Annotated in this window: 30 protein-coding genes and 1 pseudogene; 18 read left to right on the forward strand and 13 right to left on the reverse strand. The window is 64.0% G+C overall.

The annotated features are described in order from the left end of the window. The first annotated feature begins 71 nt into the window (after window positions 1-71). Window positions 72-425: a nuclear transport factor 2 family protein gene (locus LB543_RS11685; protein WP_140811719.1), complete on the forward strand. Its 354-nt coding sequence runs from the start codon at window positions 72-74 to the stop codon at window positions 423-425. A gap of 112 nt (window positions 426-537) precedes the next feature. Beyond that, window positions 538-891, forward strand: coding sequence for an ArsC family reductase (locus tag LB543_RS11690; protein WP_224589664.1), 354 nt, complete (start codon window positions 538-540; stop codon window positions 889-891). Window positions 892-935: 44 nt separating this feature from the next. Here LB543_RS11690 and LB543_RS11695 read toward each other — a convergent pair whose 3' ends face one another. From LB543_RS11695 to LB543_RS11705, 3 genes are read right to left on the reverse strand one after another with little or no spacing between them, the layout of a single operon-like run. Further along, window positions 936-1,292 (reverse strand): DUF488 domain-containing protein, encoded by a 357-nt coding sequence (locus tag LB543_RS11695; RefSeq protein WP_224589663.1) that lies wholly within the window; start codon window positions 1,290-1,292, stop codon window positions 936-938. Between the two features lie 18 nt (window positions 1,293-1,310). Further along, window positions 1,311-2,567 carry an aminopeptidase gene (locus tag LB543_RS11700; RefSeq protein ID WP_224614198.1) on the reverse strand — a complete coding sequence of 419 codons (1,257 nt, stop codon included), beginning with the start codon at window positions 2,565-2,567 and terminating at the stop codon, window positions 1,311-1,313. Continuing rightward, window positions 2,564-3,556, reverse strand: a complete 993-nt coding sequence (locus LB543_RS11705) for a LysR substrate-binding domain-containing protein (protein ID WP_224614199.1) — start codon at window positions 3,554-3,556, stop codon at window positions 2,564-2,566. Before LB543_RS11705 ends, LB543_RS11700 begins: the two co-directional genes overlap by 4 nt. 96 nt (window positions 3,557-3,652) lie before the next feature. Here LB543_RS11705 and LB543_RS11710 point away from each other — a divergent pair, with 96 nt between their 5' ends. The 3 genes from LB543_RS11710 (at window position 3,653) to sbmA (ending at window position 6,483) form a co-directional block, all read left to right on the forward strand. Then, window positions 3,653-3,877, forward strand: coding sequence for a hypothetical protein (locus LB543_RS11710; protein ID WP_224614200.1), 225 nt, complete (start codon window positions 3,653-3,655; stop codon window positions 3,875-3,877). Between the two features lie 72 nt (window positions 3,878-3,949). Beyond that, on the forward strand, window positions 3,950-5,110 hold the full coding sequence (locus LB543_RS11715; RefSeq protein WP_224614201.1) for a YbfB/YjiJ family MFS transporter: 1,161 nt from the start codon (window positions 3,950-3,952) through the stop codon (window positions 5,108-5,110). Window positions 5,111-5,223: 113 nt separating this feature from the next. Then, entirely contained in the window at window positions 5,224-6,483 is a 1,260-nt protein-coding gene (gene sbmA, locus LB543_RS11720) for a peptide antibiotic transporter SbmA (protein WP_224614202.1), read from the forward strand. A 21-nt stretch (window positions 6,484-6,504) separates the two neighbouring features. Here sbmA and LB543_RS11725 read toward each other — a convergent pair. After that, window positions 6,505-7,495 (reverse strand): annotated as a pseudogene (locus tag LB543_RS11725) (polysaccharide deacetylase family protein); the annotation flags it as partial. A gap of 190 nt (window positions 7,496-7,685) precedes the next feature. On the opposite strand from LB543_RS11725, the gene LB543_RS11730 reads away from it, so the two are divergent. Together LB543_RS11730 and der are read left to right on the forward strand one after the other, a co-directional pair. After that, complete coding sequence (locus tag LB543_RS11730; RefSeq protein ID WP_224589656.1) at window positions 7,686-8,351, forward strand: tetratricopeptide repeat protein; 666 nt, start codon at window positions 7,686-7,688, stop codon at window positions 8,349-8,351. Next, window positions 8,348-9,778 carry a ribosome biogenesis GTPase Der gene (gene der, locus LB543_RS11735; RefSeq protein WP_140759946.1) on the forward strand — a complete coding sequence of 477 codons (1,431 nt, stop codon included), beginning with the start codon at window positions 8,348-8,350 and terminating at the stop codon, window positions 9,776-9,778. The genes LB543_RS11730 and der overlap by 4 nt, the downstream gene beginning before the upstream one ends. Before the next feature lie 17 nt (window positions 9,779-9,795). Here der and LB543_RS11740 read toward each other — a convergent pair whose 3' ends face one another. Then, window positions 9,796-10,716 (reverse strand): LysR substrate-binding domain-containing protein, encoded by a 921-nt coding sequence (locus LB543_RS11740; protein WP_224614203.1) that lies wholly within the window; start codon window positions 10,714-10,716, stop codon window positions 9,796-9,798. A gap of 116 nt (window positions 10,717-10,832) precedes the next feature. Between LB543_RS11740 and LB543_RS11745 the strand changes: the two genes are divergently transcribed. From LB543_RS11745 to LB543_RS11775, 7 genes are all read left to right on the forward strand, one after another. Then, on the forward strand, window positions 10,833-12,119 hold the full coding sequence (locus tag LB543_RS11745) for an MFS transporter (protein ID WP_224614204.1): 1,287 nt from the start codon (window positions 10,833-10,835) through the stop codon (window positions 12,117-12,119). Window positions 12,120-12,264: 145 nt separating this feature from the next. After that, window positions 12,265-13,443 carry a cell wall hydrolase gene (locus LB543_RS11750; protein ID WP_224614205.1) on the forward strand — a complete coding sequence of 393 codons (1,179 nt, stop codon included), beginning with the start codon at window positions 12,265-12,267 and terminating at the stop codon, window positions 13,441-13,443. Between the two features lie 257 nt (window positions 13,444-13,700). Beyond that, window positions 13,701-14,102, forward strand: a complete 402-nt coding sequence (locus LB543_RS11755; RefSeq protein WP_140759954.1) for an AtpZ/AtpI family protein — start codon at window positions 13,701-13,703, stop codon at window positions 14,100-14,102. Between the two features lie 82 nt (window positions 14,103-14,184). Continuing rightward, window positions 14,185-14,943 carry a F0F1 ATP synthase subunit A gene (locus tag LB543_RS11760; RefSeq protein ID WP_224614206.1) on the forward strand — a complete coding sequence of 253 codons (759 nt, stop codon included), beginning with the start codon at window positions 14,185-14,187 and terminating at the stop codon, window positions 14,941-14,943. A gap of 67 nt (window positions 14,944-15,010) precedes the next feature. Next, window positions 15,011-15,235 carry a F0F1 ATP synthase subunit C gene (locus LB543_RS11765; RefSeq protein ID WP_013896722.1) on the forward strand — a complete coding sequence of 75 codons (225 nt, stop codon included), beginning with the start codon at window positions 15,011-15,013 and terminating at the stop codon, window positions 15,233-15,235. Between the two features lie 62 nt (window positions 15,236-15,297). Then, entirely contained in the window at window positions 15,298-15,897 is a 600-nt protein-coding gene (locus LB543_RS11770; protein ID WP_224614207.1) for a F0F1 ATP synthase subunit B, read from the forward strand. A gap of 10 nt (window positions 15,898-15,907) precedes the next feature. Next, window positions 15,908-16,399 (forward strand): F0F1 ATP synthase subunit B, encoded by a 492-nt coding sequence (locus LB543_RS11775; RefSeq protein ID WP_224614208.1) that lies wholly within the window; start codon window positions 15,908-15,910, stop codon window positions 16,397-16,399. 284 nt (window positions 16,400-16,683) lie between these two features. On the opposite strand, the gene LB543_RS11780 is transcribed toward LB543_RS11775, so the two are convergent. Further along, on the reverse strand, window positions 16,684-17,382 hold the full coding sequence (locus LB543_RS11780) for a ribonuclease HII (RefSeq protein WP_224614209.1): 699 nt from the start codon (window positions 17,380-17,382) through the stop codon (window positions 16,684-16,686). 152 nt (window positions 17,383-17,534) lie between these two features. Further along, entirely contained in the window at window positions 17,535-18,689 is a 1,155-nt protein-coding gene (locus LB543_RS11785) for a PA0069 family radical SAM protein (protein ID WP_023771004.1), read from the reverse strand. Between the two features lie 149 nt (window positions 18,690-18,838). Here LB543_RS11785 and LB543_RS11790 point away from each other — a divergent pair, with 149 nt between their 5' ends. Beyond that, window positions 18,839-19,366: a glycosyltransferase gene (locus tag LB543_RS11790; RefSeq protein ID WP_224614210.1), complete on the forward strand. Its 528-nt coding sequence runs from the start codon at window positions 18,839-18,841 to the stop codon at window positions 19,364-19,366. Window positions 19,367-19,508: 142 nt separating this feature from the next. Then, the gene (locus tag LB543_RS11795; RefSeq protein ID WP_224614211.1) at window positions 19,509-20,483 is read left to right on the forward strand and encodes a hypothetical protein; all 975 of its coding nucleotides are present in this window, start codon (window positions 19,509-19,511) and stop codon (window positions 20,481-20,483) included. Window positions 20,484-20,630: 147 nt separating this feature from the next. On the opposite strand, the gene moaB is transcribed toward LB543_RS11795, so the two are convergent. From moaB to LB543_RS11825, 6 genes are all read right to left on the reverse strand, one after another. Continuing rightward, window positions 20,631-21,185 (reverse strand): molybdenum cofactor biosynthesis protein B, encoded by a 555-nt coding sequence (moaB, locus tag LB543_RS11800; RefSeq protein ID WP_140759968.1) that lies wholly within the window; start codon window positions 21,183-21,185, stop codon window positions 20,631-20,633. A 1-nt stretch (window position 21,186) separates the two neighbouring features. Next, window positions 21,187-22,074, reverse strand: coding sequence for a 4-(cytidine 5'-diphospho)-2-C-methyl-D-erythritol kinase (locus tag LB543_RS11805; RefSeq protein WP_224614212.1), 888 nt, complete (start codon window positions 22,072-22,074; stop codon window positions 21,187-21,189). A gap of 26 nt (window positions 22,075-22,100) precedes the next feature. Continuing rightward, a complete protein-coding gene (locus LB543_RS11810; protein ID WP_140759972.1) occupies window positions 22,101-22,286 on the reverse strand; it encodes a hypothetical protein in 186 nt (61 codons plus the stop codon). Window positions 22,287-22,369: 83 nt separating this feature from the next. Next, complete coding sequence (locus LB543_RS11815) at window positions 22,370-23,233, reverse strand: S49 family peptidase (RefSeq protein WP_224614242.1); 864 nt, start codon at window positions 23,231-23,233, stop codon at window positions 22,370-22,372. A 77-nt stretch (window positions 23,234-23,310) separates the two neighbouring features. After that, window positions 23,311-24,111, reverse strand: coding sequence for a tRNA1(Val) (adenine(37)-N6)-methyltransferase (locus tag LB543_RS11820; protein ID WP_224589646.1), 801 nt, complete (start codon window positions 24,109-24,111; stop codon window positions 23,311-23,313). After that, window positions 24,111-24,335 (reverse strand): DUF2007 domain-containing protein, encoded by a 225-nt coding sequence (locus LB543_RS11825; RefSeq protein WP_224614213.1) that lies wholly within the window; start codon window positions 24,333-24,335, stop codon window positions 24,111-24,113. Before LB543_RS11825 ends, LB543_RS11820 begins: the two co-directional genes overlap by 1 nt. Before the next feature lie 190 nt (window positions 24,336-24,525). Between LB543_RS11825 and LB543_RS11830 the strand changes: the two genes are divergently transcribed. Further along, window positions 24,526-25,542, forward strand: coding sequence for a polyprenyl synthetase family protein (locus tag LB543_RS11830; protein WP_224614214.1), 1,017 nt, complete (start codon window positions 24,526-24,528; stop codon window positions 25,540-25,542). A 101-nt stretch (window positions 25,543-25,643) separates the two neighbouring features. Further along, the gene (locus LB543_RS11835; protein WP_224614215.1) at window positions 25,644-26,312 is read left to right on the forward strand and encodes a GntR family transcriptional regulator; all 669 of its coding nucleotides are present in this window, start codon (window positions 25,644-25,646) and stop codon (window positions 26,310-26,312) included. Window positions 26,313-26,407 lie beyond the last annotated feature (95 nt).

A 26,407-nucleotide genomic window follows, 5' to 3' on the forward strand; every position in this document is an offset into this window, starting at 1 on the left:
TGGACCGGTCTGGCAGTGGTCGGCCAGCAGGCGGTTCCCTATTTCCAATGCGTCGAACAGGAGCAACACACATGACCAACGCGGAAATTGCCAAGGATTTCACCGAACGCCTCAAGCAGGGTGACAACGAAGGCGCTGCCGAGAAGTACAATGCCGACGATATCGTCAGCTACGAAGCCATGGAGGGGCCGATGGCCGTCTGCAGTGGCAAGGCGGCCGTCAAGGAGAAGGGCCAGTGGTGGCAAGACAACAACGAAGTGCATGGCGGCTCGGTCGAGGGTCCCTATGTCAACGGCGACCAGTTCGCGGTGCGCTTCACCTTTGACATAACACCCAAGGCCACCGGCCAGCGTGTCACCATGGACGAGGTGGGCCTGTACACGGTCAAGGACGGCAAGATCGCCGAGGAGCGCTTCTATTATTGAGCTACCGGGCCGGAGCGATCGGCTTCCGGCCCACTTCGCCGATTTGCTGGCAAAGCGGGAAGAGCGGTTTTAGGCTGTGGGCGGATTCGACTGTCAGCCAGAGGACCACGCTTTGACGATCACCATGTACGGCATCACCACCTGCGACACGATCAGGAAGGCGCGCGTCTGGCTGGAGAGCCACGAGGTTGCCTATCGTTTCCACGACTATCGCGCCGAAGGAATCGAGGCAGCCAGGCTGGATGGCTGGGTCGGCAAGGTCGGCTGGGAAAAGCTGCTCAACAAGGGCAGCACGACATTTCGCGAACTGCCGGAGACGGATAGGCAAGGTCTCGACGAGAAGAAGGCGAAAGCGCTGATGCTGGCTAAGCCGACGATGATCAAGCGTCCGGTGCTGGAGATAGGAGACAGCATCCTGGTCGGGTTCAAACCGGATGTCTATGAGGGGGCGGTGGGCGGGAAGTAGACCGACTCTCACCCGCGCCGCGATCCTTCGCCGGCGTCTCGATGTTACGCGTTGGCTCGCAAATACCCCGCCAGTGCCACGGCGTTGTTATGCGCTTCGTCGTGGGCGCCATAGAGCAGCGTCACCTTGCCGTCGCCGAGCAGGGCGCGAAGTTGCGCCACCGCCTTTTCATTCCCGTCCAGCTCGCCACGGTACCGCTTCTGAAACTCCGCCCAGCGCGCCGTCTGGTGTCCGAACCACTTCCGCAGTTCGTCGCTCGGCGCGATCTCCTTGAGCCACAGCGTTAGCGCCGCATCCTTCTTGGCGACGCCACGCGGCCATATCCGATCCACCAGTACCCGCTGGCCATCGTCGTTGCCGGGTGCTTCGTAGACGCGCTTGACCGCGATATCGAAGGCCATCACACCTCAACTGGCCTCTCAGGCCCACTCGCCCTTGCGCATCACTGGCACGCGGCTGCCATCCTTGGCGACGCCGTCAATGTCGATCTTGTCCGACCCGATCATCCAGTCGATATGGATGAAACTCTTGTTGCCGCCGCGCGCCGCGATTTCGTCCTGGCTGAGCGAGGCGCCGTCGACGAAGCACTTCGAATAGCACTGGCCGAGTGCGATGTGGGAGGCGGCGTTTTCATCGAACAGCGTGTTGAAGAACAACAGGCCGCTGGCCGAGATCGGCGAGGAGTGTGGTACCAGAGCCACTTCGCCGAGGCGACGCGCGCCTTCGTCGGTGTCGAGCACTTTCTTCAGCACGTCCTCACCTTTCGATGCCTTGGCGTCGACGATCCTGCCTTCCTCGAAGCGCACCGAGATGTCGTCGATCAGCGTGCCCTGGTAGGACAGCGGCTTGGTCGAGGAGACATGCCCCTCGACGCGCCTCGCATGCGGCGTGGTGAAAACTTCCTCGGTCGGGATGTTGGGGTTGCAGGTGATGCCGTTCTTGGCGGTCGAGGCGCCGCCCATCCACTCATGGCCATCCGCCAGCCCGACCATCAGGTCGGTGCCCGGGCCGGTGAAATAAAGCGAATGGAAATTATGCTCGTTCAGCCATTCGGTGCGGCCGCGCAATGCCGCATTGTGCGCCTTCCAGTTGGCGATCGGGTCCTCCACATCCACCCGCGAAGCGGCAAAGATGGCATCGGCGAGCTTGGCCACAGCGACATCGTCGGCGTCATCGGGAAAAACCTGCTTGGCCCAGGCGAGGTCCGGATAGGCGACGATGTTCCAGTTGATGTCGAAGCCGGTGATCTTCTCCAGTGCCGGCTGGTAGGCCATCGAATTGGCCTTGTTGGCACGCGCCACCTTCGCCGGATCCTGTGCCGATAGCAGCGAAGGATCCTCGCCGCGCACGGCGAGCCTCGCCGCATTGTTGGAAAAGGCCTTCGCCATGCCTTCATAGAGCCAGCCGGCGGCGCGGTCGAAGCCGGCATCGGCGCCAAAACGGTAGCGCGCCAGCGTCATCTCGTCATCGTTGAAGATCGGCGTGACCAGTCCGGCGCCGGCCTTGTAGGCATGCTCGACGATGCGCCTGGTCAGCGGCAGCGCCGCGATCGAGGAGGTCAGTACCAGGTCCTGTCCGGGCTGCAATTGCAGCCCGACCTTGACGGCGACCTCCGCCAGCCTGTCGAGCTTCACCGGGTCGATCGTTGCGGAAACGCCGCGCGAATGTGTGGTCATGATCCTGCCTGTCGTCGTGGGATGTCTGATTGAACATAGAACGGTGCCGCGGTGCTTTCCACCGCGATCGCGCCGCTGGGCTCCGCGACCGACGATCCGAACCGTGCCATCGTCACCGCGATCTCTTCCTTGATCCAGATTTTGAAGTCCCGGACCTTGCGGCTCTCGGCCTTGGTGGTGGGCGTCACCAGCCAGTAGCCGAGTCCGCTCTGGGCGCGGATTCCGAACGGCGCCGCCAGTCGCCCATCGGCCAGCGCGTCCGCCGTCAGCAATTGCCAGCCCAGCATCACGCCATGGCCGGCGATCGCCGATTCCAGGCACAGCATCGGGTCGGTGAAGCGCGCGCCTTTCTGGAAGGTGACGGGTTGAACGCCGGCGGCCGCGAACCAGCTCTCCCAGCTGATCATCGCCCGCTCGTCGGTGATGGCGCAGGTCTGCGCAAGGTCGCCGATCGACTTCAGTTTTCTTGCAATGCCAGGTGGGCAGACCGGGAAGACTTCCTGCGCCAGAAGCAGCTCCGCCTTTCCACCCGGCCATTTGCCGTCGCCAAGCCGGATGGCAATGTCGATGTCCGAATGATCGAGATTGGCCAGCCGCACCGAGGCATCGATACGCAACAGCACGTTGGGATGCCGGTCGAAGTGCCGCGACAGCCGTGGCAGCAGCCATTTGGAGGCAAAGGCCGGTGCCGCCGAAACGACCAATGTGCATTGGGTCGCCTCGTCGGCCAGCGCCACGGCCTGGGCAAGCTCGCGAAATCCAGCACCAAGGCGGGCCGCGAAGATGGCGCCGAATTCGGTCAGCACGAGACCGCTCGTCGTGCGCTCGAACAGTGCCTGGCCGAGCTGCTTTTCGGTACGGCTGATCTGCTGGCTGACGGCGCTGGCGGAAACGTTGAGTTCGCTGGCGGCGGTCGCGAGCGAGCCGAGACTGGCGACGGTTTCCACGGCGCGAAGGCCGTTGAGATGAACGCGGTTGAGCGTGGCCATTTGAGATTTTCTAAACCGATCCGGCCGGAATCTCAATTGAAAGAGATATCGAAACGTCGGACTTTATCGATGGAAACAGGCCCCATGGAGCCGGAAATGCCGAGCATGTTGTCGTCGCTGAAGGTCCTGTTCGCCGTGACTTCGGCGGATGACGCGCGCTGCGATATCGATACGCTGAGATGGCTGACCGATCCGCTTGCCTATCCCGCGCTGGACGCGATGTCGGAGCGCGAACTCGGTGATGTGCCGTTCCGCCTGACGGCGCGCCGGACCGTGCATGAGGTCGTTTCACTGAATGCCGGTTGCGGCGGGCGCTGCTGAGCGCGCGATCCGGGCACTGGCCCAACACAAGGCGGATTGTTTCACCCGCCCGCACATTTATTGTGCACTGCAATGACATTGGCCGCATCGACAGCGCTGCGTTACGCCTTCGCCGGCATGATCGCCATGGCCGTGGCCATGGGCATCGGCCGCTTCGTCTACACGCCGATCCTGCCCGGCATGATGGAGGAACTGCATCTGTCGCCGGCCGATGCCGGCTGGATCGCCTCGGCCAACTATGTCGGCTACCTCGTCGGCGCGTTGGTGGCGGCGGGCAACTGGGCGCATGGACGCGAGCGTTTGCTGGTGCTGGCCGCACTCGGTGCCAGCGCCGTACTGGCAGCCTCGATGGGGCTGACCGACGCCATGGCTGCCTTTCTCGCCATCCGTTTTCTGGCCGGCCTGGCCAGCGCTTTCGTCATGGTGTTCATGGCCAGCATCGTTTTCAGCCATATCGCTGCGGCCGGGCGCGGCGATCTGCAGGCCTGGCATTTCGGCGGCGTTGGCCTCGGCATCGCGATATCGGCGGCGATGATGGCCGTGCTGGTCACGGGTCACGCCGGGTGGGCGCAGGGCTGGCTGTGGTCGGGCGCGATTTCGGCTTGCGGCTTCGTCGCCGTGGCGCTGCTGACGAACCAGGGTCCGCTCACCAATGGCGAAGCCCTCCCTGAACCGGGGCTGCCGAAACACCGGTCACTGATCAAGGTGATCCTCGCCTATGGCCTGTTCGGTTTCGGCTATGTCGTGACGGCGACCTTCCTCGTCGCCATCGTCCGCCAGGGCGGCGGCGGCCGTGTCTTCGAGGCCGTGGTGTGGATGGTTGCCGGCCTTGCGGGTTTGCCTTCGGTCTGGCTGTGGCAAAAGTTAGCGGGGCGGATCGGGCTCTATGCCGCCTATGCCTTGGGATGCTTCGTCGAAGTTGTCGGCGTTACCGCGAGCGTCGCCGCCGGCGGCCGCACGGGGCCGCTGCTTGGGGGCGTGCTGCTCGGCGGCACCTTCATTGCCATCACGGCACTGGGCCTGCAGGCGGCGCGGCGGCAGGCGCCGGGGTCGCCCCGGCGCGTCTTTGCCCTGATGACCGCCTCCTTCGGTCTTGGCCAGATCACCGGCCCGATCGCGGCCGGGCTTCTGGCCCAGGCGTCGGGCGATTTCTTCCTCGCCTCGATCGTCGCCGCGGCCGTCCTGGTCGTCTCCGGCGCCGTCACATGGTCGGCCGCGCCAAAATCGCCATGATTGTGGTCTTGCTCTGCGCCTGAGATCGGGCGGGCATTTTCTTTCCCCCTAATGTGTGACCTTATGCCCGCCGAACCCACCTGATTTGCGCATAGATCGAGGAATTCGCCACAGTGTTCGTATCCTTCTTCCCGCAGCCGAAGCTCTTCTTCTCTTCGGCCGCCATCTGGAGCCTTGCGGCGATCCTGTTCTGGTTTTTCGGCGGGGAGCAATTGGGGGCGGTTTTCGGCATGCCACCTGCTGTTGCCGGCGCGCCGCCCATCATCGGCATCGCGGTGCTGGTGTCGAAGCCGTTCCTCTGGTTCTATATCTACTTCGTGCTGTGCGTGGCCATCTTCTATGCGTTCTGGAGCTGGTATTCTCCGCACCCATGGCAGCGCTGGTCGATCCTGATGACGGCGGTCATCCTGTTCTTCATCTATTTCAACGTGCAGGTCAGCGTCGCCGTCAACGCCTGGTACGGCCCGTTCTTTGACTATGTACAGGGGTTGATGTCGGGGACCGGGAAGTCGACGAATGCCGAGTTCTACACCGGATTGGCCGACTTCTCATGGCTGGCGCTGGTCGGCATGAACGTGCAGGTGGTCAATGCCTTCATCGTCAGCCACTGGATCTTCCGCTGGCGCACGGCCATGAACAATTACTTTATCGAGAACTGGAGCAGGCTGCGCCATATCGAGGGCGCGTCGCAGCGTATCCAGGAAGACACCATGCGGTTCTCGCAGATCATGGAGGATCTCGGTTCCAGCTTCGTCCAGTCGATCATGACACTGATCGCCTTCCTGCCGGTCATGATCCAGCTGCAGGCCCATATCAGCGAACTGCCGATCATCGGCGCGATCCCGCAGCCATTGGTGGTCGCGGCACTTGCCTGGTGTCTGTTCGGCACCATCTCGGTGATGGTTGCCGGCATGAAGCTTCCGGGGCTGCAGTTCCGCAACCAACGCGTCGAAGCCGCCTACCGCAAGGAACTGGTCTATGGCGAGGACCATGTGGACAGGGCGCAACCCGCCACCACCGCCGAGCTGTTCGCCAATGTCCGGCACAACTATTTCAGGCTGTATTTCCACTACATCTATTTCAACGTCGTCCGGTACACCTACCTGCAGGCCGACAACATTTTCTCGCTGTTGATCCTGGGGCCGTCGCTGGTCGCGCATAAGATAACGTTCGGTGCGCTGAACCAGATCTCCAACGCGTTCGGCAAGGTGACTGGTTCGCTGCAATTCCTGCTGACCTCCTGGTCGACAATCGTCGAACTGCAGTCGGTGCACAAACGTCTGCGCGCCTTCGAGGCGACGTTGCTGGGCGAGCCGCTGCCTGATATCGATCAGCGCTATCTGGCAAGGCAAGGCGCCGAGGATCCGGCTTGAGAACGCTCTGACGCCAACCGAGGCCTGCTTCTGGCCGCCATCCTGCCGCGAAACATAGTCGCGAAAAGTGATGCATTCGACATCGGCCTTGACGCAGACCTCGCCGGCAAAGCGTTCCAGCGCATTCCAGTAGGCGCCGTCATTCATCAGCGTGAAGTGGAAGCCGAGTTCCAGCGGAATGCGCTTGCCCTGATATTGTGCTTCGAACGCAGTGCGAAACGCCTGAAGTGCGGTCGGCGAACTCGCCGGCCTGGCTCGGCCGCTCGAAGCCGGCGGAATGCCTGATATAGAGATTGTAGTCCATGGCGATCACCGGCCGCGATGTCGGTCCCTCCGGGATCTGCGGCAGCGAAAAACGGGTGATGCCGCCGATGGTCGGCGGCAGGGCAGGGCCTTTTGAAACGCCGCTGGCATCGAACTGATAACCGGCTGTCGGCAGCGCCTCGTAGAGCGCCTTGCCTGTCGACAGATACGGCGCCCGGAAACCCACCACCGTATGCCGCGCGAAATCACGCCAGCCCTCGGGTTCGGGCGCAATGCCGTTGATCGCATAGGCGTCCTCGAGAATGTGCTCGAATGAGGCGAACTCTTTCAGCCAGTCGGCCTTGGTCCAGTCCTTGCCATCGAAATGGCCGCAGGCGTGGCTGGCGATGTCGTGGCCCTCATGGGCGGCGAGGCCGATCTGTTCCAGCCGCTCGGCCACTTCCTGCCTGGAGGCGGCAAAGCCGATGTTGGATTTGCCCGCGCTCTTGCCCGGCGCGGTGTATTGGCCGCGTGTCTCGGGCGACAGCAGGAAGACGCATGACAGGAAATACGTGAAATGCGCGCCGGTGCGCTGGGCCAGCGCCCGGCTGCGCTTCCACTGCGAGATGTCGCGCGCGCTGTCGAAGGAGATGATGACGACCTGCTTCGGCCTTGCCGGTGCTGGTGGCGCGGGCGGATCGGCCAGGGCCGCGCCGGCGGTGGCGAGCGAGGCAAGCGAGAACGCAACAACGCGGGACAAACAAGGCATCGGCAATCTACGGCTCCGGGTGACCGGCAAGCCGGCTATCGCGCAAATGTGGCGCCGGTGCGATCGGGTTTTCGTGGGTTTGCCCCGGCAATAGCCGATTTTCCGCTCGAACCCCTTCCATGCCGACAAAATTTCGCTAAAACGCGGGCTCATGAACCGCCCCGGCCCGGGGCAGGAATGGTTTTGATTGATGTCCGACGACAGTTTTATCCGTGAAGTCAATGACGAGATGCGTCGCGAACAGGCGCAGAAGCTGTGGGACCGTTTTGGCCCGGCCTTGCTTGTGATTGCCGTCCTGGTGGTGCTCGGCACCGCCGCCTTCGTTGGCTATCGCTATTGGGACGAGACGCGCGCCAACCGCTCCGGCGATGCTTTCTCGCAGGCGCTGAAGCTTGCCAATGATGGCAAGAGCGATGACGCGCTGGCCGCGCTCGATCAGCTGGAGAAGGATGGCTACGGCGCCTATCCGCTGCTCGCCCGCATGCGCGCCGCGACCGTCAAGGCCAACAAGGGCGACGTCGATGCCGCCGTCAAGGATTTCGACGATGTCGCCGCCGACACCGCCATCCCCCAGGGCCTGCGCGACATGGCGCGGCTGAGGGCGGCGCTCCTGCTCGTCGATCACGGCACCTTCGCCGACGTGTCGAGCCGCGTCGAGGCGCTGACATCGGACACCAACGCGCTGCGCCACAGCGCGCGCGAGGCGCTCGGGCTTGCCGCCTGGAAGGAAGGCAAGACCCAGGACGCGCTGAAACTGTTCGACCAGATCGCCTCCGATGACGGCGCCCCGCGCAACGCGCGCGAGCGGGCGACCTTGATGTCCGAACTGATCCGCGGGTCGGGCAGTGCGTCGTGACCTTCAAAGTCGCCATCATCGGCAGGCCTAACGTCGGCAAATCGACGCTTTTCAATCGGCTGGTCGGAAGGAAGCTGGCGCTTGTCGACGACACGCCGGGCGTCACCCGTGACCGCCGTGTCCATGCCGCGAAGCTTTACGATCTGCATTTCGACGTCATCGACACAGCGGGCTTCGAGGATGCCGGCGCGTCGACCTTGCCGGGCCGCATGCGCGCGCAGACCGAAATCGCCATCCGCGAGGCGGATCTGATCTTCTTCACGGTCGACGCCAAATCCGGCCTGCTGCCGGATGACAGGACCTTTGCCGAGATCGTGCGCAAATCCGGCAGGCCTGTCGTGCTGGTCGCCAACAAGGCCGAGGCAAAGGGCGCGCAGGGCGGCATGCTGGAAGCCTGGGAGCTCGGGCTTGGCGAGCCGATCCCGGTTTCGGCCGAGCACGGCCAAGGCATGCCCGACCTTCGCGACGCAGTCATCGAAGCCCTGGGCGAGGCTCGGGCTTTCGGCGAGGATGAAGACGGCGACGACGAAGAAGCCGCCGCCAGCGAAGTGCTGATCGGCGAGGACATCGCCGATCCGGATGCCGAGCCGGCCTATGACGACACCAAGCCGATGCGCATCGCCGTCGTCGGCCGGCCGAACGCCGGCAAATCGACGCTGATCAACGCACTGATCGGCGAGGAACGGCTGCTGACCGGACCGGAGGCGGGCATCACCCGCGATTCCATCTCCGTCGACTGGGACTGGCGCGGCCGCCGCATAAAACTGTTCGACACGGCCGGCATGCGCCGCAAGGCCAGGATCCACGAAAAACTGGAAGTGATGTCGGTGCAGGATGGCTTGCGCGCCATCCGCTTCGCCGAGATCGTCATCATCGTGCTCGATGCCACCATTCCCTTCGAGAAGCAGGATCTGCAGATCGCCGACCTGATCATCCGCGAGGGCCGGGCGCCGGTGATCGCCTTCAACAAATGGGACCTCATCGACAACCCGCAGGAGCTGTTGGCCGAATTGCGTGAGAAGACCGAGCGGCTCTTGCCGCAGGCGCGCGGCATTCAGGCCGTGCCGGTCTCGGCCGAGACCGGACGCGGCCTCGACAAGCTGATGGATGCGGTGCTGAAGACGCACAAGGTCTGGAACAGCCGTGTTTCGACCGGCAAGCTCAACCGCTGGCTCGAAGCCATACTGACGCATCATCCGCCACCCGCTGTCGCCGGGCGCCGGCTGAAGGTCAAATATGTCACCCAGGCCAAGACGCGGCCACCGGGCTTCGTGGTCCAGTGCTCGCGGCCGGACGCGATGCCGCAAAGCTATGTCCGTTATCTCTCGAACAGCCTGCGCGAAGCCTTCGACATGCCGGGCGTGCCGATCCGCATCGCGCTGAGGACGTCCGACAACCCCTTTGCCGGCCGGGCGAAGAAGCGGTGAGGCTCGGGCGGCAACGCTTAAGCGACTTTCAGCCGGTTCTCTTTCGTGTCGGCGCCCTCGGGCAACGCCTCGAACGCCGATTGCAGCAGGATGTCGGCCAGCCGCGCCGCGACCGGATCGAGCTCGGCATCCTTCTGATGCAGGTGCAGCGCCATCTTGGGCAGCGGCGGCAGTCCGAGCACTCCGGGCGCGAGCGCCCTGACATTCGCGGGCAGGCCGATGTCGGTGCGGATCGTCAGCCCGAGGCCTGCCGCCACCGCCGCCCATATGCCGCCAAGGCTGGGGCTAGAGAACGCCATGCGCCAGGGGCGCCCGGCACGATCCAGCGTCTCGGTCGCCACGGTGCGCAGCAGGCAAGGCGCCTCGAACACAACCAGTTGCAGCGCCTCGTCGGTGTGGGGGCCTGCCTCCATCGGTTTTGCCGGGCCGATCCAGCGCGCCTGCACGTCGGCGACATGCCGGCTGTAGGGCAGCGTCGTGCCATCATGCCAGGCGAGCGCGATATCGAGGTTGCCGGAAAGAACACGCTCGGCCAATTCGTGGCTGCGCCCGATCCGTGCTTCGATCCGAACCTTGGGATGGGCGCGGGCGAAGCGCCCGAGCACGTCCGGCAACACGGCCTCGCCGAAATCCTCCTGCAGGCCGAGCCGCACCCAGCCCTCCAGTTCGACATCGCGGATGGCCAAGACTGCCTCGTCATTGATCTCGATCAGGCGCCGCGCGTAGCCGAGCATCGTCTCGCCGGCTTCGGTCAGTGACAGGCCGCGACCCGCCTTGCGGAAGATCGGCGTGTCGGCCTGCTCCTGCAGTTTCTTCAGCTGTGCGCTGACGGCGGAGGTTGAGCGGCCAAGCCGTTCGGCTGCCCTGGCGAAACTCCCGAGCTCCATGCCGGTGACGAAAGTCCTCAGCACGTCGAGATCGAATGTGACGCGTCGCATGGTATCGTCCTTATTTACAGGATTATTGATCAAAAACTTCCTGATTTTATGGATGAAGCTATGGCGCTACATCCCTCCCGTCAAGGTCGCTCGACCGGCGTCACGGGAATGGAACTATGTCTGCCACCGTCATTCGCAACGATTGCCAGCCATCCGGACGAGGCGCCGCCATCACCGCGGCCGGCCGGACCTTCGGGCCTAGCCATCGCTGGAAGGTCCTGGGCATCGGGGTTGCCGCGAATGCCGGGTTTTCGGCCACTTTCTCGGGCATACCGGCAACGGCGGTCGTGCTTCGCCAGGGCTATCATTTGAGCAATGCCGAACTCGGCCTGGCGCTTGGCCTGCTCGGGCTGGGCGTTGCGCTCAGCGAACTGCCGTGGGGTCTGCTCACCGACCGCTGGGGGGATCGCCGCGTGCTTCTGATCGGGCTTGGCGCGACGGCGGCGTGGCTGCTTGCGATGGCGATGCTCGTCGTGCCGACAAGGTCAGGCATTCCCGATGTCACACTGCTGGCGGCAAGCCTGCTCGTCACGGGACTGCTTGGCGGCAGTGTCAACGGCTCGAGCGGCCGCGCCATCATGGCCTGGTTCCGGGAGAATGAGCGCGGCTTTGCCATGAGCATCAGGCAGACGGCGGTGCCGCTCGGCGGCGGCCTCGGCGCGCTTGTCCTGCCTTCGCTTGCCCTGGCTTTTGGTTTTGCCGCGGTGTTCGGGTTTCTGGCGGCGGCATCCGCTCTCTCGGCACTGTTTGCCTGGCGTTGGCTGCACGAACCGCCGACAGCGGGTGAAGGCCACGCTGTCTTGTCTGATGGACCGGCGCCGTTGCGCAACGTCGAGGTCTGGCGCATCTCGACCGCGATCGGCCTGCTCTGCTTTCCGCAGGTGGCGGTCCTCACTTTCGCGTCGGTGTTCCTGCACGACTTCGCCGGACTTGGCACGACGGCGATCAGCGCGAGCCTCGCCTTGGTGCAGGTCGGCGCCATGGTCATGCGCGTGTGGAGCGGCCGCTTTACCGACCGCCACGGCAACCGTCGTCAGTTTCTTCGCTCGTGCAGTGCGCTGAGCGCGCTGGCCTTCGTGATGCTCTGGGTGCTGGTTCTGGCCGTTCCCGCAATGCCTGGCAGCCAATCCTTTCTGATCGCTGTGCTGCCCCTGGTGCTTGTCGTCGCCGGCATCTCGGTCTCCGCCTGGCATGGCGTTGCCTATACCGAGCTTGCCACGCTGGCCGGTGCCGGCCATGTCGGAACGGCACTCAGCCTTGCCAACAGCTTTGTCTTCGTCGGCTTCTTCCTGGTTCCGGTGGCCATTCCGGGGCTACTGCACCTCTGGTCATGGCCCGGCGTCTGGCTGTCGGCCGCCGCCTGCGCCCTGGCCACCTGGCCGATCTTCGTGAGGCGGACCTGAGCGCTCCCGCCGCAAAACCGCCCGACTTCGAAGCCACGACCTCCAGCCGACTGAGAAAACCCGACCGATCCCGTTAACGTCCCATCAAGGTTAATGCATCATTTTGCTCTCCAGTGGGGTCAGTTGCGTTCCTGGAGAGAGTTCCGTGCATCGACGTGTGTTGAAGCGGCTGATGGCCGCCGCCGGTGAGAAACGCAGCCTTGTGTCTCCGTTCATCATCGGCCTCGGCATCTGGATCGGCTTCCCGACCGTCGCCGCCTACCAGGACATGACAAGCCTCGTTTCCGGCCTCGAAGCGCCGACGCGCTGGAACTCCTATGTCGAGAAATCGGTCGCCGGCTCGGTCCACGCGGCCGAGATGCCGTTCGTCGATTCCGACATCACCGGCTCGATCTCGGGTTCCGGTGTTCGCCTTCCCGGTATCGGCTCCGTCTCGTTCCGTGGCAAGGGCGGCAAGGTCAGCGGGTCGCCCGACGAGGATCGCGTCGTGCGCGCCGACAAGAAGGGCCGCATCGTCCAGGTCTCTCCGGTGGCACCGCCGAAGAACTTCAATGCCGGGTCGATCTTCCAGCGGACCTCCTCGCTGATGCGGCCGAGCATGGACAGCGACCTGAAAATGGCCTTCGCCAAGCCTCAGATCAAAGGCAAGGAAATCCAGATCGCCGCCGCATTCCACGCGCGTGAGGACAAGAAGCCGGATCCCGGCGTGCCGGCCATGCTTGCCGCCCTGGTCAACAACGAACATCCCGACGTACTGGCGACCGCCTATGCGCAATCCGCGCCGGACTATGCCAAGGCCTCCCCTTTTGAAGCCCTGCTCCAGGACGAGCAGCCCAACAGCGGCCGCTTCATTCCGCCGATGGCCAAGGGCGATCACGCCTGGATCCAGAATCCGCTTCCGGCCAGCGTCTTCTCCAAGCCGGAGCAGAAATGCCTGGCCAACGGCATCTATTTCGAGGCACGCGGCGAAGCCGTGCGCGGCCAGGCCGCCGTTGCCCAGGTGATCCTCAACCGGGTCCGCAATCCCGCCTATCCCAATTCGATCTGCGGCGTCGTCTACCAGAACGACAGCTGGTTCAACCGCTGTCAGTTTTCGTTCGCTTGCGACGGCAGAAAGAAGCGCATCGACAATCCTGTCGCCTACAAGACCGCGCAGGATGTCGGCATGGCCGTCACCGCCGGCAAGATCTTCATTCCGGAAGTAGGATCGTCCACCCACTATTATGCCAACTATGTCCATCCCGGCTGGGCGCGCACGATGCAGAAGATGACCAAGATCGGCCTGCATATCTTCTACCGGACCTATGGTGGCGGCTGGAGCTGAGCGGCCCGCCGGTCACCGCTCTTTTTGGCCGGTCGCACCGTCGATCGGAGAGCCATTGCCTGGGGGATTCGCGCGGCGCATCCCCCCGATCGCAAAGGGCACGATGTCGCACCTTTCTAATCCATTGAATTTGCTGTCTAAAATACCCAGCATGGAAGTTCCGCCCGTGGCTTGACGGGCGCAAACCCTCTAACTATGTTGCCGGCGACTTTAGAAGCGGACGGACGGTGACGGTCTGCCCGGGCAGGGGGGTTGCGATGGCCGAAAAAAAAGGGCCAGACGGAACCGGAGAAACCGGCCGCGGCAAAGAGCATGACCCCGAAATCCGCGACGACGATCTTGAGCGCCGTCGGCGTGAACTTGGAGCATCGCTTGCGACAAGGCTGCCGAACCGGCTCGAGGGGAAAGACGACGCGAAACCAGTGACCGGATACGGTCAGGCGATCAAACTATCCAGCGAGTTTATCGCCGGGGTGGTGGTGGGCGCCGGCATCGGCTGGATCATCGACCGTATGGCGGGGACATCGCCGTGGGGCCTGATCGTTTTCCTGCTGCTTGGTTTTGGCGCCGGCGTGCTCAACGTCATGCGTTCGGCTGGCGTTGTGGCGGAATTCGGACAAGGTGCGAAGCCGCGCCGTGACCGGGACGACAGCAAATGACCGCCCTTAGGCGGCATTTGGAAATAGCCGCTTCATGCGGCAATGGTAATTTAGCCGTACGCGGCATTGACGGGGTTTGAACGTGGCAGCTGACAAGGTCGATCCGATCCACCAGTTCCATATCATCAAGCTGGTTCCGATCGAGATCGGCGGCTATGATTTGTCCTTCACCAATTCCGCCCTGTTCATGGTCGCGACCGTGGTCGTTGCCGCTGCATTCCTGCTTCTGACGACGTCGAGCCGCAGCCTGGTGCCTGGCCGGCTGCAGTCGGTTTCCGAGATGGCTTACGAGTTCGTCGGCAATATGCTGCGCGATGCCGCCGGCACGCAGGGCATGAAATTCTTCCCCTTCGTGTTCTCGCTGTTCATGTTCGTGCTGGTCGGCAATCTGCTCGGCCTGTTCCCCTATTTCTTCACCATCACCAGCCACATCATCGTCACCTTCGGTTTGGCCATCATCGTGATTGGCACCGTGATCGTCTATGGTTTCATGAAGCACGGCCTCGGCTTCCTGAAGCTGTTCGTGCCGAAAGGCGTGCCCCTCTTGATGATGGTGCTCGTCGTTCCGATCGAGGTGATTTCCTTCGTGTCGCGCCCGGTCAGCCTCTCGGTTCGTCTGTTCGCGAACATGCTCGCCGGCCACATCACGCTGAAGGTGTTTTCAGGGTTTGTCGTCAGCCTCAGCGCGCTGGGCGCGCTTGGCATCGCGGGTTCGATCCTGCCGCTGGCCATGGCGGTGGCGTTGACGGCGCTCGAATTGCTGGTGGCGCTCTTGCAGGCCTACGTCTTTGCGGTGCTGACCTGCATGTACCTGAACGACGCGCTGCATCCTTCGCACTAATCAGGGTTTCCGGCACGACGCCGGATGGAATAGCAACGGAATTTTCAGATCCAAAGGAGTTGAACAAATGGACGCAGAAGCAGCAAAGTACATCGGCGCCGGCATCGCTTGCCTGGGCATGGGTGGCGCGGGCATTGGCCTGGGCAACATCTTCGGCAGCTATCTCTCGGGCGCGCTGCGCAACCCGTCGGCTGCCGACGGCCAGTTCGGCCGCCTGATTTTCGGTTTCGCCGTGACCGAAGCTCTGGGCATCTTCTCGCTTCTCATCGCGCTGCTGGCCCTGTTCGGCTGAGTACTGAGAAGATTGGACAGGCCGGCCGCGCAAGCGGCGGGCCTGATATCTGGGGATAGTCCATGTTCGTGACATCTGCCTTCGCGCAAGAGTCCGCGCCATCAGCCGACACCAGCCACGCTGCGACCGGAGGCGACACGCATTCCGGCACCAGCGTGCCTGCCGAAGCGCACGGCACGTTTCCGCCATTCAATCCGGAGACGTTCCCGTCGCAGCTTCTGTGGCTGGCGATCACGTTCGGGCTGTTCTACCTCTTCCTGAAGCGGGTCGTGATGCCGCGCGTCGGGGGCATCATCGATGTCCGCAACGACCGCATCAGCCAGGATCTCGACCAAGCAGCGAGGTTGAAGGGCGAGGCAGACGCCGCCGTTGCCGCTTACGAGCAGGAACTAGCGGAAGCCAAGAAGAACGCGAACTCGATCGGCCAGCAGGCCAACGATGCGGCCAAGGCGGAAGCCGAGACCGCGCGTAAGAAGATCGAGGCCGCGCTCGACGCCAAGCTTGGCGAGGCCGAGGCACGCATTGCTTCCATCAAGGCCAATGCCATGAAGGAAGTCGGCGGCATCGCCGAGGACACCGCTTCGGCGATCGTCGAGGCACTCGTTGGCGGCAAGGCCAGCAAGGCCGAGATCGCGGCCGCGGTCAAATCCGTGGCCCGGTGAGGAGCGCATCATGGACGCTACATCTCTCGCAACGCTCTGGGCCACGATTGCCCTGATCATCTTCCTGGCCATCGCCGTCTACATCAAGGTGCCCGGCATGATCGCCAAGGCGCTCGACGCCCGCGCCGCCCGGATCAGCAGTGAGCTCGACGAGGCACGCAAGCTGCGCGAAGAAGCCCAGCAACTGCTCGGCCAGTACAAGAAGAAGCGCAAGGAAGCCGAGCAGGAGGCTGCCGACATTGTCGCGGCCGCCAAGCGCGAGGCCGAACTGCTGGCCGCCGATGCCCACAAGAAGACCGAGGACTACGTTGCCAGGCGCACCGCGCTTGCCGAACAGAAGATCGGCCAGGCCGAGCGCGAAGCGATCGGCGAGGTGCGCGCCAGCGCCGTCGACATCGCTGTCGAGGCGGCACGCGCATTGCTCGCTGCCAAGGTTGACTCCAAGGCCGGAGCCGACCTGTTCAAGTCGGCGCTCCAGGATGTGAAGGCCAAGCTGAACTGAGCTGACGACATCGAGTAAATCAAAGCCGCCTGGGAAACCTGGCGGCTTTTTTGTTGTGCGGTGCGTCAACGGGGCAATCTACCTCCTCGTCGGGGAGATGCCCGGCAGGGCAGAGGGGGGCGCAAAGGATCGCCAGCGGTTTGACTTTCATCCTCCGCATAGGGTGAAATTTACCGAGGAACCTGGGCGCGACCGATTGATAGGCTGGCGGGACAGCGCCCCCCTCTGTCCTGCCGGACATCTCCCCCACAAGGGGGGAGATCGGCCATCACCACTGCCGTCGCTTACTCCAACCCGGCGAAGCTTTCTTCTTCTTCCATCACCTCGGCGCCACCCAGCCGGAACGGCGCGAACGAGGTGCGGTGCAGCCGCGCCACAGGCCCGTGCGCCTCGATCGCCGTGCGGTGCCGGACCGTGGCGTAGCCCATATGGACTTCGAAGCCATAACGATCGTGATGATTGCCGCAGCCGCACATCATGCGGTCGCGCATGACCTTGGCCACGATCGAGGCGGCGGCGATCGATTGCGAGCGCTGGTCGCCCTTGATCAGCGCGCGGCCCTCGCAGGGCAGTCCTGGCGGCACGTCGCGCCCGTCCGCGAGCGCGAGTTTCGGTTGAACCGACAGTCCGACCAGGGCGCGGCGCATTGCTTCCAGGCTCGCCTTGAGGATGTTGCTGCCGTCTATGCCCTCGGCGCTGATTGAGGCCATGGAGACCGCCTGCGCGGAGCCAAGAATGCGCAGGAACAGCGCTTCACGCTGCAAATGGCTAAGCCGCTTGGAATCGTCGAGCCCTTCGGGAATGTTGGCGGGGTCGAGTACCACTGCCGCGGCGACGACCGGCCCGGCCAACGGTCCACGGCCGGCTTCGTCCATCCCCGCGACCGGCCACAGGCCATCGGCCATCGCCTTCGTCTCGAAGGAGAAATCGGGCTTCTCGACGATTTCGAAGAGAAGCGGAGAATCAGAACGCGCGCGAGCCATGTTGCGGCGAGGTTCGCATCGGCTCCGATTCTCCGCAAGTCCCTCCGGGTCGGGTGGGGCGCCGGACCGGGAGGGCACCGTCTGCAGGCCGGGGCAGGCCGGACGGGATTTTTTCGCCACGGCGGCAATAAACAGCCGCGGCGATTGTCGGTTCAGAGCAGCATCAACTGCTCCTGGTCCTTGCCGGCGGCGACGAACTGGTCGGTCCGCAGCGTGCGCCGTTCGGCATTGAGGCCGAGCCGCTTGGCGGTGATCTCGAAGCGCCGGCCGATCTGCCAGGCATAGGGTCCGGCGCCCTTCATGCGCTTGCCCCATTCCGAATCGTAGTCCTTGCCGTCGCGCATCGAACGGATCAGCGACATGACGTGACGATAGCGGTCGGGATAGTGGCGCAGCAGCCAGTCCTTGAAGATCGGGCTGACCTCCAGCGGCAGGCGTAGCACCACATAGCCAGCCTCACGCGCACCGGCATGGTGTGCCGAGTCGAGGATGCGTTCCATCTCCTGGTCGGTCAGGCCCGGAATGATTGGCGCCACCATCACCGAAGCGGGTATACCGGCATCCGAAAGCTGCCTGATCGCCTCCAGCCGCTTGGTCGGTGTCGAGGCGCGGGGTTCCATAGTCCTGGCCAGCATGCGGTCGAGCGTCGTCACCGACAGCGCCACCTTGGCGAGCCCGCGCTCGGCCATGCGCGACAGAATGTCGATGTCGCGCACCACCAGGGCCGATTTGGTGACGATGCCGACCGGATGACCGCGTGCCTCCAGCACTTCGAGGATTTCGCGCATGATCCGGTACTGCTTCTCGATCGGCTGGTAGGGATCGGTGTTGGTACCGATGGCGATGGTGCGCGGCTGGTAGCCGTCCTTCGACAACTCCTTGTCGAGCAGGCGTGCCGCGTCCGGCTTGGCAAACAGCTTGGATTCGAAATCCAGGCCCGGAGACAGGCCCATGAACGAGTGCGTCGGCCGCGCGAAGCAATAGACGCAACCGTGCTCGCAGCCGCGATAGGGATTGATCGACCGGTCGAAGGAGATGTCGGGCGATTCGTTGCGGGTGATGATGGTGCGCGGCTTCTCCACCTGCACCTCGGTCTTGAACGGAGGCAGTTCCTCCAGCGAACTCCAGCCGTCGTCGAAGACATGCCGGCTGACGGGTTCGAACCGGCCTGACGGATTGATGCCCGCCGACCGGCCACGGTTGCGGTCCGGACGGACCCGCATGCCACTCTGCTCGATCATCGCGTTGGCCATTTCGGCTCGTCCTGCTCCGAAGGCCGCAATGTCGGCGCGCATGATCGGTTCCATCTTCGCCCGCTCCCAGGGACTGTCCATGTTGTGTCGAATCGCTCTGCTCATGAAATTATTCTATTTTGTCGATGAGAACAAAGCAAGAACTTTCTATGGTGCGCTGCAAAAACTGGCGTCGGTCAACGCTTTCCGCTATTCGGCTCACGATGCTTAGTGTTCTCATCGAAACGCATAATGACGAGGAGGGGCTCGTCCGCACGCTGGCGACGCTGATTGGCGGCGCGGTCGAGGGCGTGGTGCGCGAGGTCGTCGTCTGCGACACCGGCTCCACCGACCACACGCATCGCGTCGCCGAGCATGCCGGCTGCCACTATGTGGGGAGCGGCGGCATCGCCGCCGGCATCCGCCAGGCCAAGGGTGACTGGCTGCTGTTTCTCGAACCGGGTGCGAGGCTGGCAGAGGGCTGGATCGACGCGGTCGTCGCCCATACGGCCAGGCAGACCATGGCCGCCCGGTTCTCGCGAGCGCGGGGCAGCCGTCCGCCGTTCATGGCCCGGGTCTTTTCGGGCAACCGTGCTTTGGCCGACGGGCTGGTGATCAGCAAGCGCCAGGCCGCTTCCTTGTCGAAAAGTGCCGGCAGCGCCGAGGCGCTGGCGCGCGGCCTGGCGACAAGGAAACTCGACGCCGAGATATGGGCGGCGCCGCCGAAGCACGGGCACCGCGCCTCGAAATGATTTTTTGCAACTGCTCTGCCCATTGTGCGTTGCACAAAAACTGACGCAGAGGTAACCTTACGACGAGGTGGTGAGTTGGGTTCGGGTCATGCCGCGCGGTAACCGGTGCGGCATCGGTGGCGCCGTCACAGCCGAGGATCCAATGAAGCTTTCGATTCCTGACAAATCCGGCACTGCCAGTCTCGAGGCCGTCGCGCGCAATGGCAGCCTGCTGCGGCGCATCGCCGTGCGCGTTCCGACCTATCTCGCGGACCTGCGCGAAAACCCTGCCTGGCTGCCGATGTTCGTGCTGGCGCGCACCATGCCCGGGCGCCGCATGCACTGGCTGGGCGCAAGACGCGCTCGTCCGGTCGACAATGCGGGAAACACGATGTTTGCGGGTGTCGAGCGAAGGACGGTGGTCGATGCGCTACGCTCCCAAGGCCTGTTTTCAGGCCTCGTCCTGCCGGCTGTGATCCATGAAGAGATCGCGCGTTTCGCGGGGCGCACGCCTTGTTTCGGCAATTTCGACCGCCGCCTCGAATTCATGCCGGGCGAGCATGCCGAAGCCGAGAGACGATTGGGCCGCTCGTTGCTCAGCGGGCACTATTTCGAACGCATCCTCGACTGCCCGGCGGCACTCGCCGTACAGCGCGATCCGCTGCTTCTCGACATCGCCGCACATTATCTCGGCGCTCAGGCCAGACTGATCACAACGCGCGTCTGGTGGAGCTTTCCAACTGGCCAGGCCTCGGAAGCCCACAAGAACCTTGCCTCGCTCGGCAAGTATCATTTCGACCTCGACGACTGGCGGATGCTGAAATTCTTCTTCTATCTCAAGCCCGTCGACATCGATACTGGCCCGCACGTCTATGTCAGGGGCAGCCACAACAAACGTGCCATAAAGCATCAGCTCACCCTTCTCGTCGGCCATCCCGCCAAGGAGGTGCTGGACGTTTATGGCGAGCAAAGCCCGGTCACCCTGACCGGGGAGGCGGGTCTCGGCTTCGTCGAGGATCCCTTCGGTTTCCATATGGGCACGGTGCCGGCGCGCACGCCGAGGCTGATGATGGAAGTCGGCTTCGGTGTTTCGCGTCCCTCGCGTCGGCGCTTTCATGGCGAACCGGTCATTCGCTGAAAGCTGATTGTCTGAGGCCGTCTTTCTTGTCGTGTACAGCTATATGGCCGTTTCACGAGAAGGTACTTTCCTCCAACATCCGGTTTGGGGTGACCTTTCGAAGACGCCGGTGCCGTTCCACCTTGTAAACGGTGCGTGCCTCGACCCTTATGGAGCGGTCTTCCCGCGCCGCAGATGTTCGTCCAGGCGCGGCATGATCTCGACGAAGTTGCAGGGCATGTGCCGGTAGTCGAGCTGTGCCTCGATGATGCCGTCCCAGGCATCCTTGCAGGCGCCGGGCGAGCCCGGCAGCACGAAGACGAAGGTGGCGTTGACGACGCCGCCGGTCGCCCGGCTCTGGATCGTCGAGGTACCGATCTTGTCGTAGGAGATGCGGTGGAACACTTCCGAAAAGCCGTCCATGCGCTTTTCGAAGATGGGCTCCAGCGCTTCGGGCGTCACATCGCGTCCGGTGAAACCGGTTCCGCCGGTGGTGATCACGACGTCGATGGCCTTGTCCCGCGACCACGCCAGAACGGTGTCGCGGATTTTTTCGCGGTCGTCGGTGACGATGTCGCGACCGGCCAGGATGTGGCCGGCCCCGGTGATGCGATCGGCCAGCGTCTGGCCGGATTTGTCGTCGGCGAGGCTGCGTGTGTCGGAAACCGTCAGCACCGCGATGCGCACCGGAATGAAGGCACGGCTCTCGTCAATCCTGGCCATCTCACTCAGCCTCCGATGCCATGCTGCGCGTTGCCGCGACGAACCAGTCGGGCTGGCGGCTGCGGATCTCGGCCGCCGCGCGCTTTGCGACATTGCCGGTCTCGAACAGGCCGAAGCATGTCGCGCCCGATCCGGACATTCGCGAAAACCCTGATCCAGCCTTATCAAGCCATGAAAGCGCCCTGCCTATGGCGGGCTGTATCGCAAGGGCGGGCTGCTCGAGATCGTTGCGGGTCACCTCCAGCCAGTTGCGCAGGCTGTGAAACTCGATGCCGCGCGGCAGGGGCGGCAGTGGCTCATTGTCGCGACGGGACAGTGCAGCGAAGATTTCCGCCGTCGAGACCGGTGTGCCCGGATTGACCAGCACCAGACCCAGCGCCGAAAAATCCGGCACCATCGATAGCTCCTCACCGATGCCGCGCGCCAGCAGCGGCTTTGCCGCCAGGCACATCGGCACATCGGCGCCGAGTGAGAGACCGATCCGAGCCAGCTCGGCGTTATCGATGTCCAGGCTCCAGCTGTCGGCCAGCCCACGCAGCACGGCCGCCGCGTCGCTCGACCCTCCGCCCACGCCGGACGCGACCGGAAGGTTCTTTTCGAGCCTGATGGTCACGGGCGGCGTGCTCCGAGGACCAGCGGCCTGCCGTAACGCGTCGCGTGCCTTCAGCACCAGATTGTCGCCATCGAGCGGAACGTCCGGCGCGTAGCGGCCGGACACGCTGAAATCGTCGCCTTCGGCCGGCGCGATCTCGATCCTGTCGCCAAAGCGCGTGAACACGGCCAGGCTTTCGATGAGATGATAGCCGTCGGGGCGCCTGCCGGTGACGTGCAAGGCAAGGTTTATCTTGGCGGGTGCCGCCCATGTCCGGACACGCGGACCGGATTGCACAGTCTCGATCGCGAGTGAAATGAGGGTCAGTCCTTGGCCAGCCGGTATTCGCCGGTCTTCGGATCCTTGACCAGCGTTCCCATCGTGCCGTTTGCCGCTTGTTTTTCGGTGCGCCGCACCTTGGCCGTCACGCGTTCGGCCTCGCGCACGAAAGTGCGATAGCCGAAATAGGCGGCGATGCCGACGACGGCGAAGAAAATGAGCTGTGGCATGTCCAAACTCCTACCACGCTGGGCCGGTAAGGGCGGCCGGTCGGGTCTTTCGGGCAACCATGCTAGACGCTTTCATGGCTTTTTCAAAGCCCGAAGCGCGCCCACAATGCGCGCTCTTCCGCCGCATCGATGACGCCACTGGCCGCCGCGGCGGCGATATCGGGCGCTGAAAAGCCCCTGCTCGAGCCGAACAGGCCGAAGCGGCCCAACAAACCACGCGGCGCCGTTATCAGCCTGAGTTCGGTCTTCGGACCGAAGCGAGTCTTCAGCACCGTACGCATGTCGCCAAGCGCATCGACGAGGCCAAGTTCCAGGCCTCTCTTGCCGGTCCAGAACAACCCGGTGAACAGGTCCGGATCGTCCGCCAGCTTCGTGCCGCGCCGCTCCTTGACCAGGTCGATGAAGGTCTCGTGCACTTCGAGCTGCAGCACCTTCAGCCGCTCGACGTCTTCCTTCTTCTCGGGCTTGAATGGATCGAGCACCGCCTTGTTCTGGCCGGCGGTGTGGACACGGCGCTCGACGCCGATCTTCTTCATCAGTTCCGGGAAGCCGAACGAGGCCGACACCACGCCGATCGAACCGACGATGGACGACGGATCGGCGAAGACCTCGTCGCCCGCGACCGCGATCATGTAGCCGCCAGACGCCGCGACATCCTCGACGAAGACAAGCACCTTTTTGTTCTTCTCGACCGCAAGGTCGCGAATGCGCTTGAAGATCAGTCGCGACTGCACCGGGGAGCCGCCGGGGGAGTTGATCGAGATCGCGACCGCGGGTGCGTCGAAGGAAAAGGCCTTTTCGATCAGTCCGGCGGTGGACGCAAGCGACAGGCTCGGTCGGAACAGACCGCCGCCGGCCATGATGGTGCCGTGCAGCCGGATGACCGGAATGGTGACGACGGTGGAGCGCCAGGACTTCGGCAGCAGACGGTTGAAAAGACGTTTCACGATGACGTGGTCTCCGGCGATGGTTGCAGGCATGTAGGGATTTCCCAGCCAACGGCAATGTGCAGGCCGCGAACAGCTCAGTCTCCGAACAGCGAGGCGAGCCCGTTGGTGATCATTTCGCTGCGCTCGTCGGGGCCGTTGCCCGATCGCGCGTGAAGCATCAGGGGCGGGCGGATGGCAAGCTTTCCCCGTGCCCCGAGAGCCGCCCGCACGATGATGCGGATTGCCGCCGCGTCCGGGCGAGGGTGCACGGCGAGCATCTCGGCTTCGCCGAAGCGGCCTGAAATCGCGTCGAGAATGGCGCCGAGCTGTTCGGGCCGGGCGATGACGGCAAGCCCGCCGCGCGGCCTGACAACCGCCGCCGCGCTGCGGATCCAGCTTTCGAACAGCCCATCCTCCATGACATGGGCCTCCTTTCGCAGGCGGTCCGATGTGGCGCGGTCCCGTGCAGCGTTGAAAGGCGGGTTCATGATGACGAAGTCGAAATCATTGTCGGCAAGCCCGGCGGCGGCCCGGGCCCGGCCCGAAACGGTGACATCGGCGACGAGCACGGCCGCGCGATCGCTGAGATGCGCATTGCCGGGATGGGCAAGCGTGGCCGCCGCGAAGGCGGCCATCTCGGGCGCGCGTTCGACCAGCACTGCCTGGGCGCCCGGACAGCGCGACAGCACCGCAAGACCGGCAGCACCGGCGCCGGCCCCGAAATCGGCGAGCCTTCCGCCAAAGGAGGATGGCACGGATGCAGCCAGCATCATCGCATCCATCCCGGCGCGATGGCCGCCATGCTTGGGCTGCACCAGCCAGAACCGGCCGCGATGGAAGGCATCGACCGTGTGGGCCGGCGTATCGGTGGCAAGTGCGGCTGGCGCGGCCGACATTATTTCCCCCGGATCTCGTTGGCGATGCCGGCGTCGGTCAGGATGCGGCGCGCGGCGTCGGCCTGGTCGGCATCGATCATGATGCGCCGTGGCAGGATGCCGAGCGAGCCGTCGAGCACGCTCATGTTCTGGTCGGCGACGAAGCAGCCGATGCCGGCATCGCGCATCAGCGATTCGACAAAGGAGATGATGACGGCGTCGTTGGTGCGGATGAGCTCTATCATCGCGAGAAACTCGCAGGTTGCAGCGTGCCTGTAAACGTCCGGCCGCATACCCGCATTTTCCCGACGTTGACACGCTGTCGCCGCCGCCGCGCCAATTCGCCTCTTGCCGTGGCCGTGTCCGCCGCCCTAGAGTCCATGCCGGGACTAAGGGTGCCGTCGCACGCGTTATACCAAGACGGGAGTGATTGTCGTGGGTGTCGTTCTCAACATCGAAGACGGGAAGCGGGAACCCGCCTCCATCAAGGATTTGATCGATTTGACGGCCGCCGATATGGGGCGCGTCAACGAACTGATCCTGTCCAAGGCCGGCTCCGACGTCGAGATGATTCCCGAGGTCGCCAACCATCTGATTTCGTCCGGCGGCAAACGGCTCAGGCCAATGCTGACGCTGGCCGCGGCGCAGATGTTCGGCTATGCCGGCGAGGGCCACGTCAAGCTCGCTACGTCGGTCGAGTTCATGCATACGGCCACGCTCCTGCATGACGACGTCGTCGACGAAAGCGGCATGCGGCGTGGCAAGAAGACCGCCCGCATGATCTGGGGAAACCAGGCCAGCGTGCTGGTCGGTGACTTCCTGCTCGGCCAGGCCTTCCGCATGATGGTCGATGTCGGCTCGCTCGAAGCGCTCGACATCCTGTCGAGCGCCGCCTCGATCATCGCCGAGGGTGAGGTCATGCAGCTTGCCGCCGCCAAGAACCTCGAAACCACCGAGGACGAGCACTTCGCCGTCATAAAGGCCAAGACCGCGGCGCTGTTTTCGGCCGCCGCCGAGGTTGGACCGGTCATCGCCCAGGCGACCCGCAACGACCGTGCCGCGCTGCGCTCCTATGGCATGAATCTCGGTCTTGCCTTCCAGCTCATCGACGATGCGCTGGATTATGGCGGTACCAGCAAGGATCTCGGCAAGAATGTCGGCGACGATTTTCGCGAGGGCAAGGTGACCTTGCCGGTCATCCTCGCCTACCGGCGCGGCAGCAAGACCGAACGCGCCTTCTGGAAGCGTGCCATCGAGGACAATGTCGTCGATGACGCCGGGCTGGAAAAGGCGATCGGCCTGATGACCCGCCACGGCGCCATTGCCGACACGATCGGACGCGCCCGCCATTTCGGCGAGATCGCTCGCGACGCGCTGGCGCCGCTGGAAGAGACGCCGCAGAAATCGGCGCTGATCGACGTCATCGATTTCTGCATCAGCCGGGTGAACTGAGGAGACCGGCTTTCACGGACGTCCTCCAGGCTGTGCCAGTGGAAAGAGAATTCGCCCCTGCCGTCTCGACAAGCCGCCTTGCCGCAAATTATCTATAACTCATGGCAAAGGGCACGGACGACACCATAGCGGTGCGCATCAGCAAGGCGCTGGCGGATCGCATCATCTCCGGCGCGATCGAGCCGGGGGCGAGGCTGCGGCAGGATCATGTCGCCGAGGAATTCAACACCAGCCATGTGCCGGTGCGCGAGGCCTTCCGCCGCCTCGAGGCGCAGGGGCTCGCCGTCAGTGAGCCGCGCCGTGGCGTGCGCGTGGCTGCCTTCGATCTGGGCGAGGTCAAGGAGGTCGCCGAAATGCGGGCGGCGCTCGAAGTGCTGGCACTGCGCCACGCCGCGCCGCATCTGACTTCGGCCATTCTCGATCAGGCCGAGGAGGCGACCAAGGCCGGCGACAAATCCCGCGACGTCAGGTCGTGGGAGGAGGCCAATCGCGCCTTTCATCGGCTGATCCTGGCGCCGTGCGGCATGCCGCGCCTGCTTGCCACCATTGACGACCTGCACGCCGCAAGCGCCCGCTTCCTGTTCGCGGCATGGCGTTCGGAGTGGGAGGCGCGCACCGATCAGGATCACCGGGCGATCCTCAGCGCCTTGCGGCAGGGAAATGCCGAATCGGCTGCGGCGACACTGGGACGGCATGTCCAATGGATTGGCCGCAAGCCGGTCAGGACAGCGTCCGGCGCCACGCGCGAAGCCTTCGCGATCGTGGGTTAAGCGCCTTTTCCCGAGCCCGGGCTTGCTATCGCTCCAGAAATGTGGATTCGATAATAGATCGAAATCACAAATTATCTATAATTTTGGATCGACCG

It is taken from the genome of Mesorhizobium sp. ESP7-2, assembly GCF_020164715.1.
In the GTDB taxonomy this organism is placed as follows: Bacteria; Pseudomonadota; Alphaproteobacteria; order Rhizobiales; family Rhizobiaceae; genus Mesorhizobium.

Coding starts and splice junctions, on each gene's coding strand:
- LB543_RS11685 (WP_140811719.1), top strand. CDS start 72: ATGACCAACGCGGAAATTGCCAAGGATTTCACCGAACGCCTCAAGCAG.
- LB543_RS11695 (WP_224589663.1), bottom strand. CDS start 1,292: ATGGCCTTCGATATCGCGGTCAAGCGCGTCTACGAAGCACCCGGCAAC.
- LB543_RS11700 (WP_224614198.1), bottom strand. CDS start 2,567: ATGACCACACATTCGCGCGGCGTTTCCGCAACGATCGACCCGGTGAAG.
- LB543_RS11705 (WP_224614199.1), bottom strand. CDS start 3,556: ATGGCCACGCTCAACCGCGTTCATCTCAACGGCCTTCGCGCCGTGGAA.
- LB543_RS11710 (WP_224614200.1), top strand. CDS start 3,653: ATGCCGAGCATGTTGTCGTCGCTGAAGGTCCTGTTCGCCGTGACTTCG.
- LB543_RS11715 (WP_224614201.1), top strand. CDS start 3,950: ATGACATTGGCCGCATCGACAGCGCTGCGTTACGCCTTCGCCGGCATG.
- LB543_RS11730 (WP_224589656.1), top strand. CDS start 7,686: ATGTCCGACGACAGTTTTATCCGTGAAGTCAATGACGAGATGCGTCGC.
- LB543_RS11740 (WP_224614203.1), bottom strand. CDS start 10,716: ATGCGACGCGTCACATTCGATCTCGACGTGCTGAGGACTTTCGTCACC.
- LB543_RS11745 (WP_224614204.1), top strand. CDS start 10,833: ATGTCTGCCACCGTCATTCGCAACGATTGCCAGCCATCCGGACGAGGC.
- LB543_RS11755 (WP_140759954.1), top strand. CDS start 13,701: ATGGCCGAAAAAAAAGGGCCAGACGGAACCGGAGAAACCGGCCGCGGC.
- LB543_RS11765 (WP_013896722.1), top strand. CDS start 15,011: ATGGACGCAGAAGCAGCAAAGTACATCGGCGCCGGCATCGCTTGCCTG.
- LB543_RS11770 (WP_224614207.1), top strand. CDS start 15,298: ATGTTCGTGACATCTGCCTTCGCGCAAGAGTCCGCGCCATCAGCCGAC.
- LB543_RS11775 (WP_224614208.1), top strand. CDS start 15,908: ATGGACGCTACATCTCTCGCAACGCTCTGGGCCACGATTGCCCTGATC.
- LB543_RS11780 (WP_224614209.1), bottom strand. CDS start 17,382: ATGGCTCGCGCGCGTTCTGATTCTCCGCTTCTCTTCGAAATCGTCGAG.
- LB543_RS11785 (WP_023771004.1), bottom strand. CDS start 18,689: ATGGAACCGATCATGCGCGCCGACATTGCGGCCTTCGGAGCAGGACGA.
- LB543_RS11790 (WP_224614210.1), top strand. CDS start 18,839: ATGCTTAGTGTTCTCATCGAAACGCATAATGACGAGGAGGGGCTCGTC.
- LB543_RS11795 (WP_224614211.1), top strand. CDS start 19,509: ATGAAGCTTTCGATTCCTGACAAATCCGGCACTGCCAGTCTCGAGGCC.
- moaB (WP_140759968.1), bottom strand. CDS start 21,185: ATGGCCAGGATTGACGAGAGCCGTGCCTTCATTCCGGTGCGCATCGCG.
- LB543_RS11810 (WP_140759972.1), bottom strand. CDS start 22,286: ATGCCACAGCTCATTTTCTTCGCCGTCGTCGGCATCGCCGCCTATTTC.
- LB543_RS11820 (WP_224589646.1), bottom strand. CDS start 24,111: ATGTCGGCCGCGCCAGCCGCACTTGCCACCGATACGCCGGCCCACACG.
- LB543_RS11825 (WP_224614213.1), bottom strand. CDS start 24,335: ATGATAGAGCTCATCCGCACCAACGACGCCGTCATCATCTCCTTTGTC.
- LB543_RS11835 (WP_224614215.1), top strand. CDS start 25,644: ATGGCAAAGGGCACGGACGACACCATAGCGGTGCGCATCAGCAAGGCG.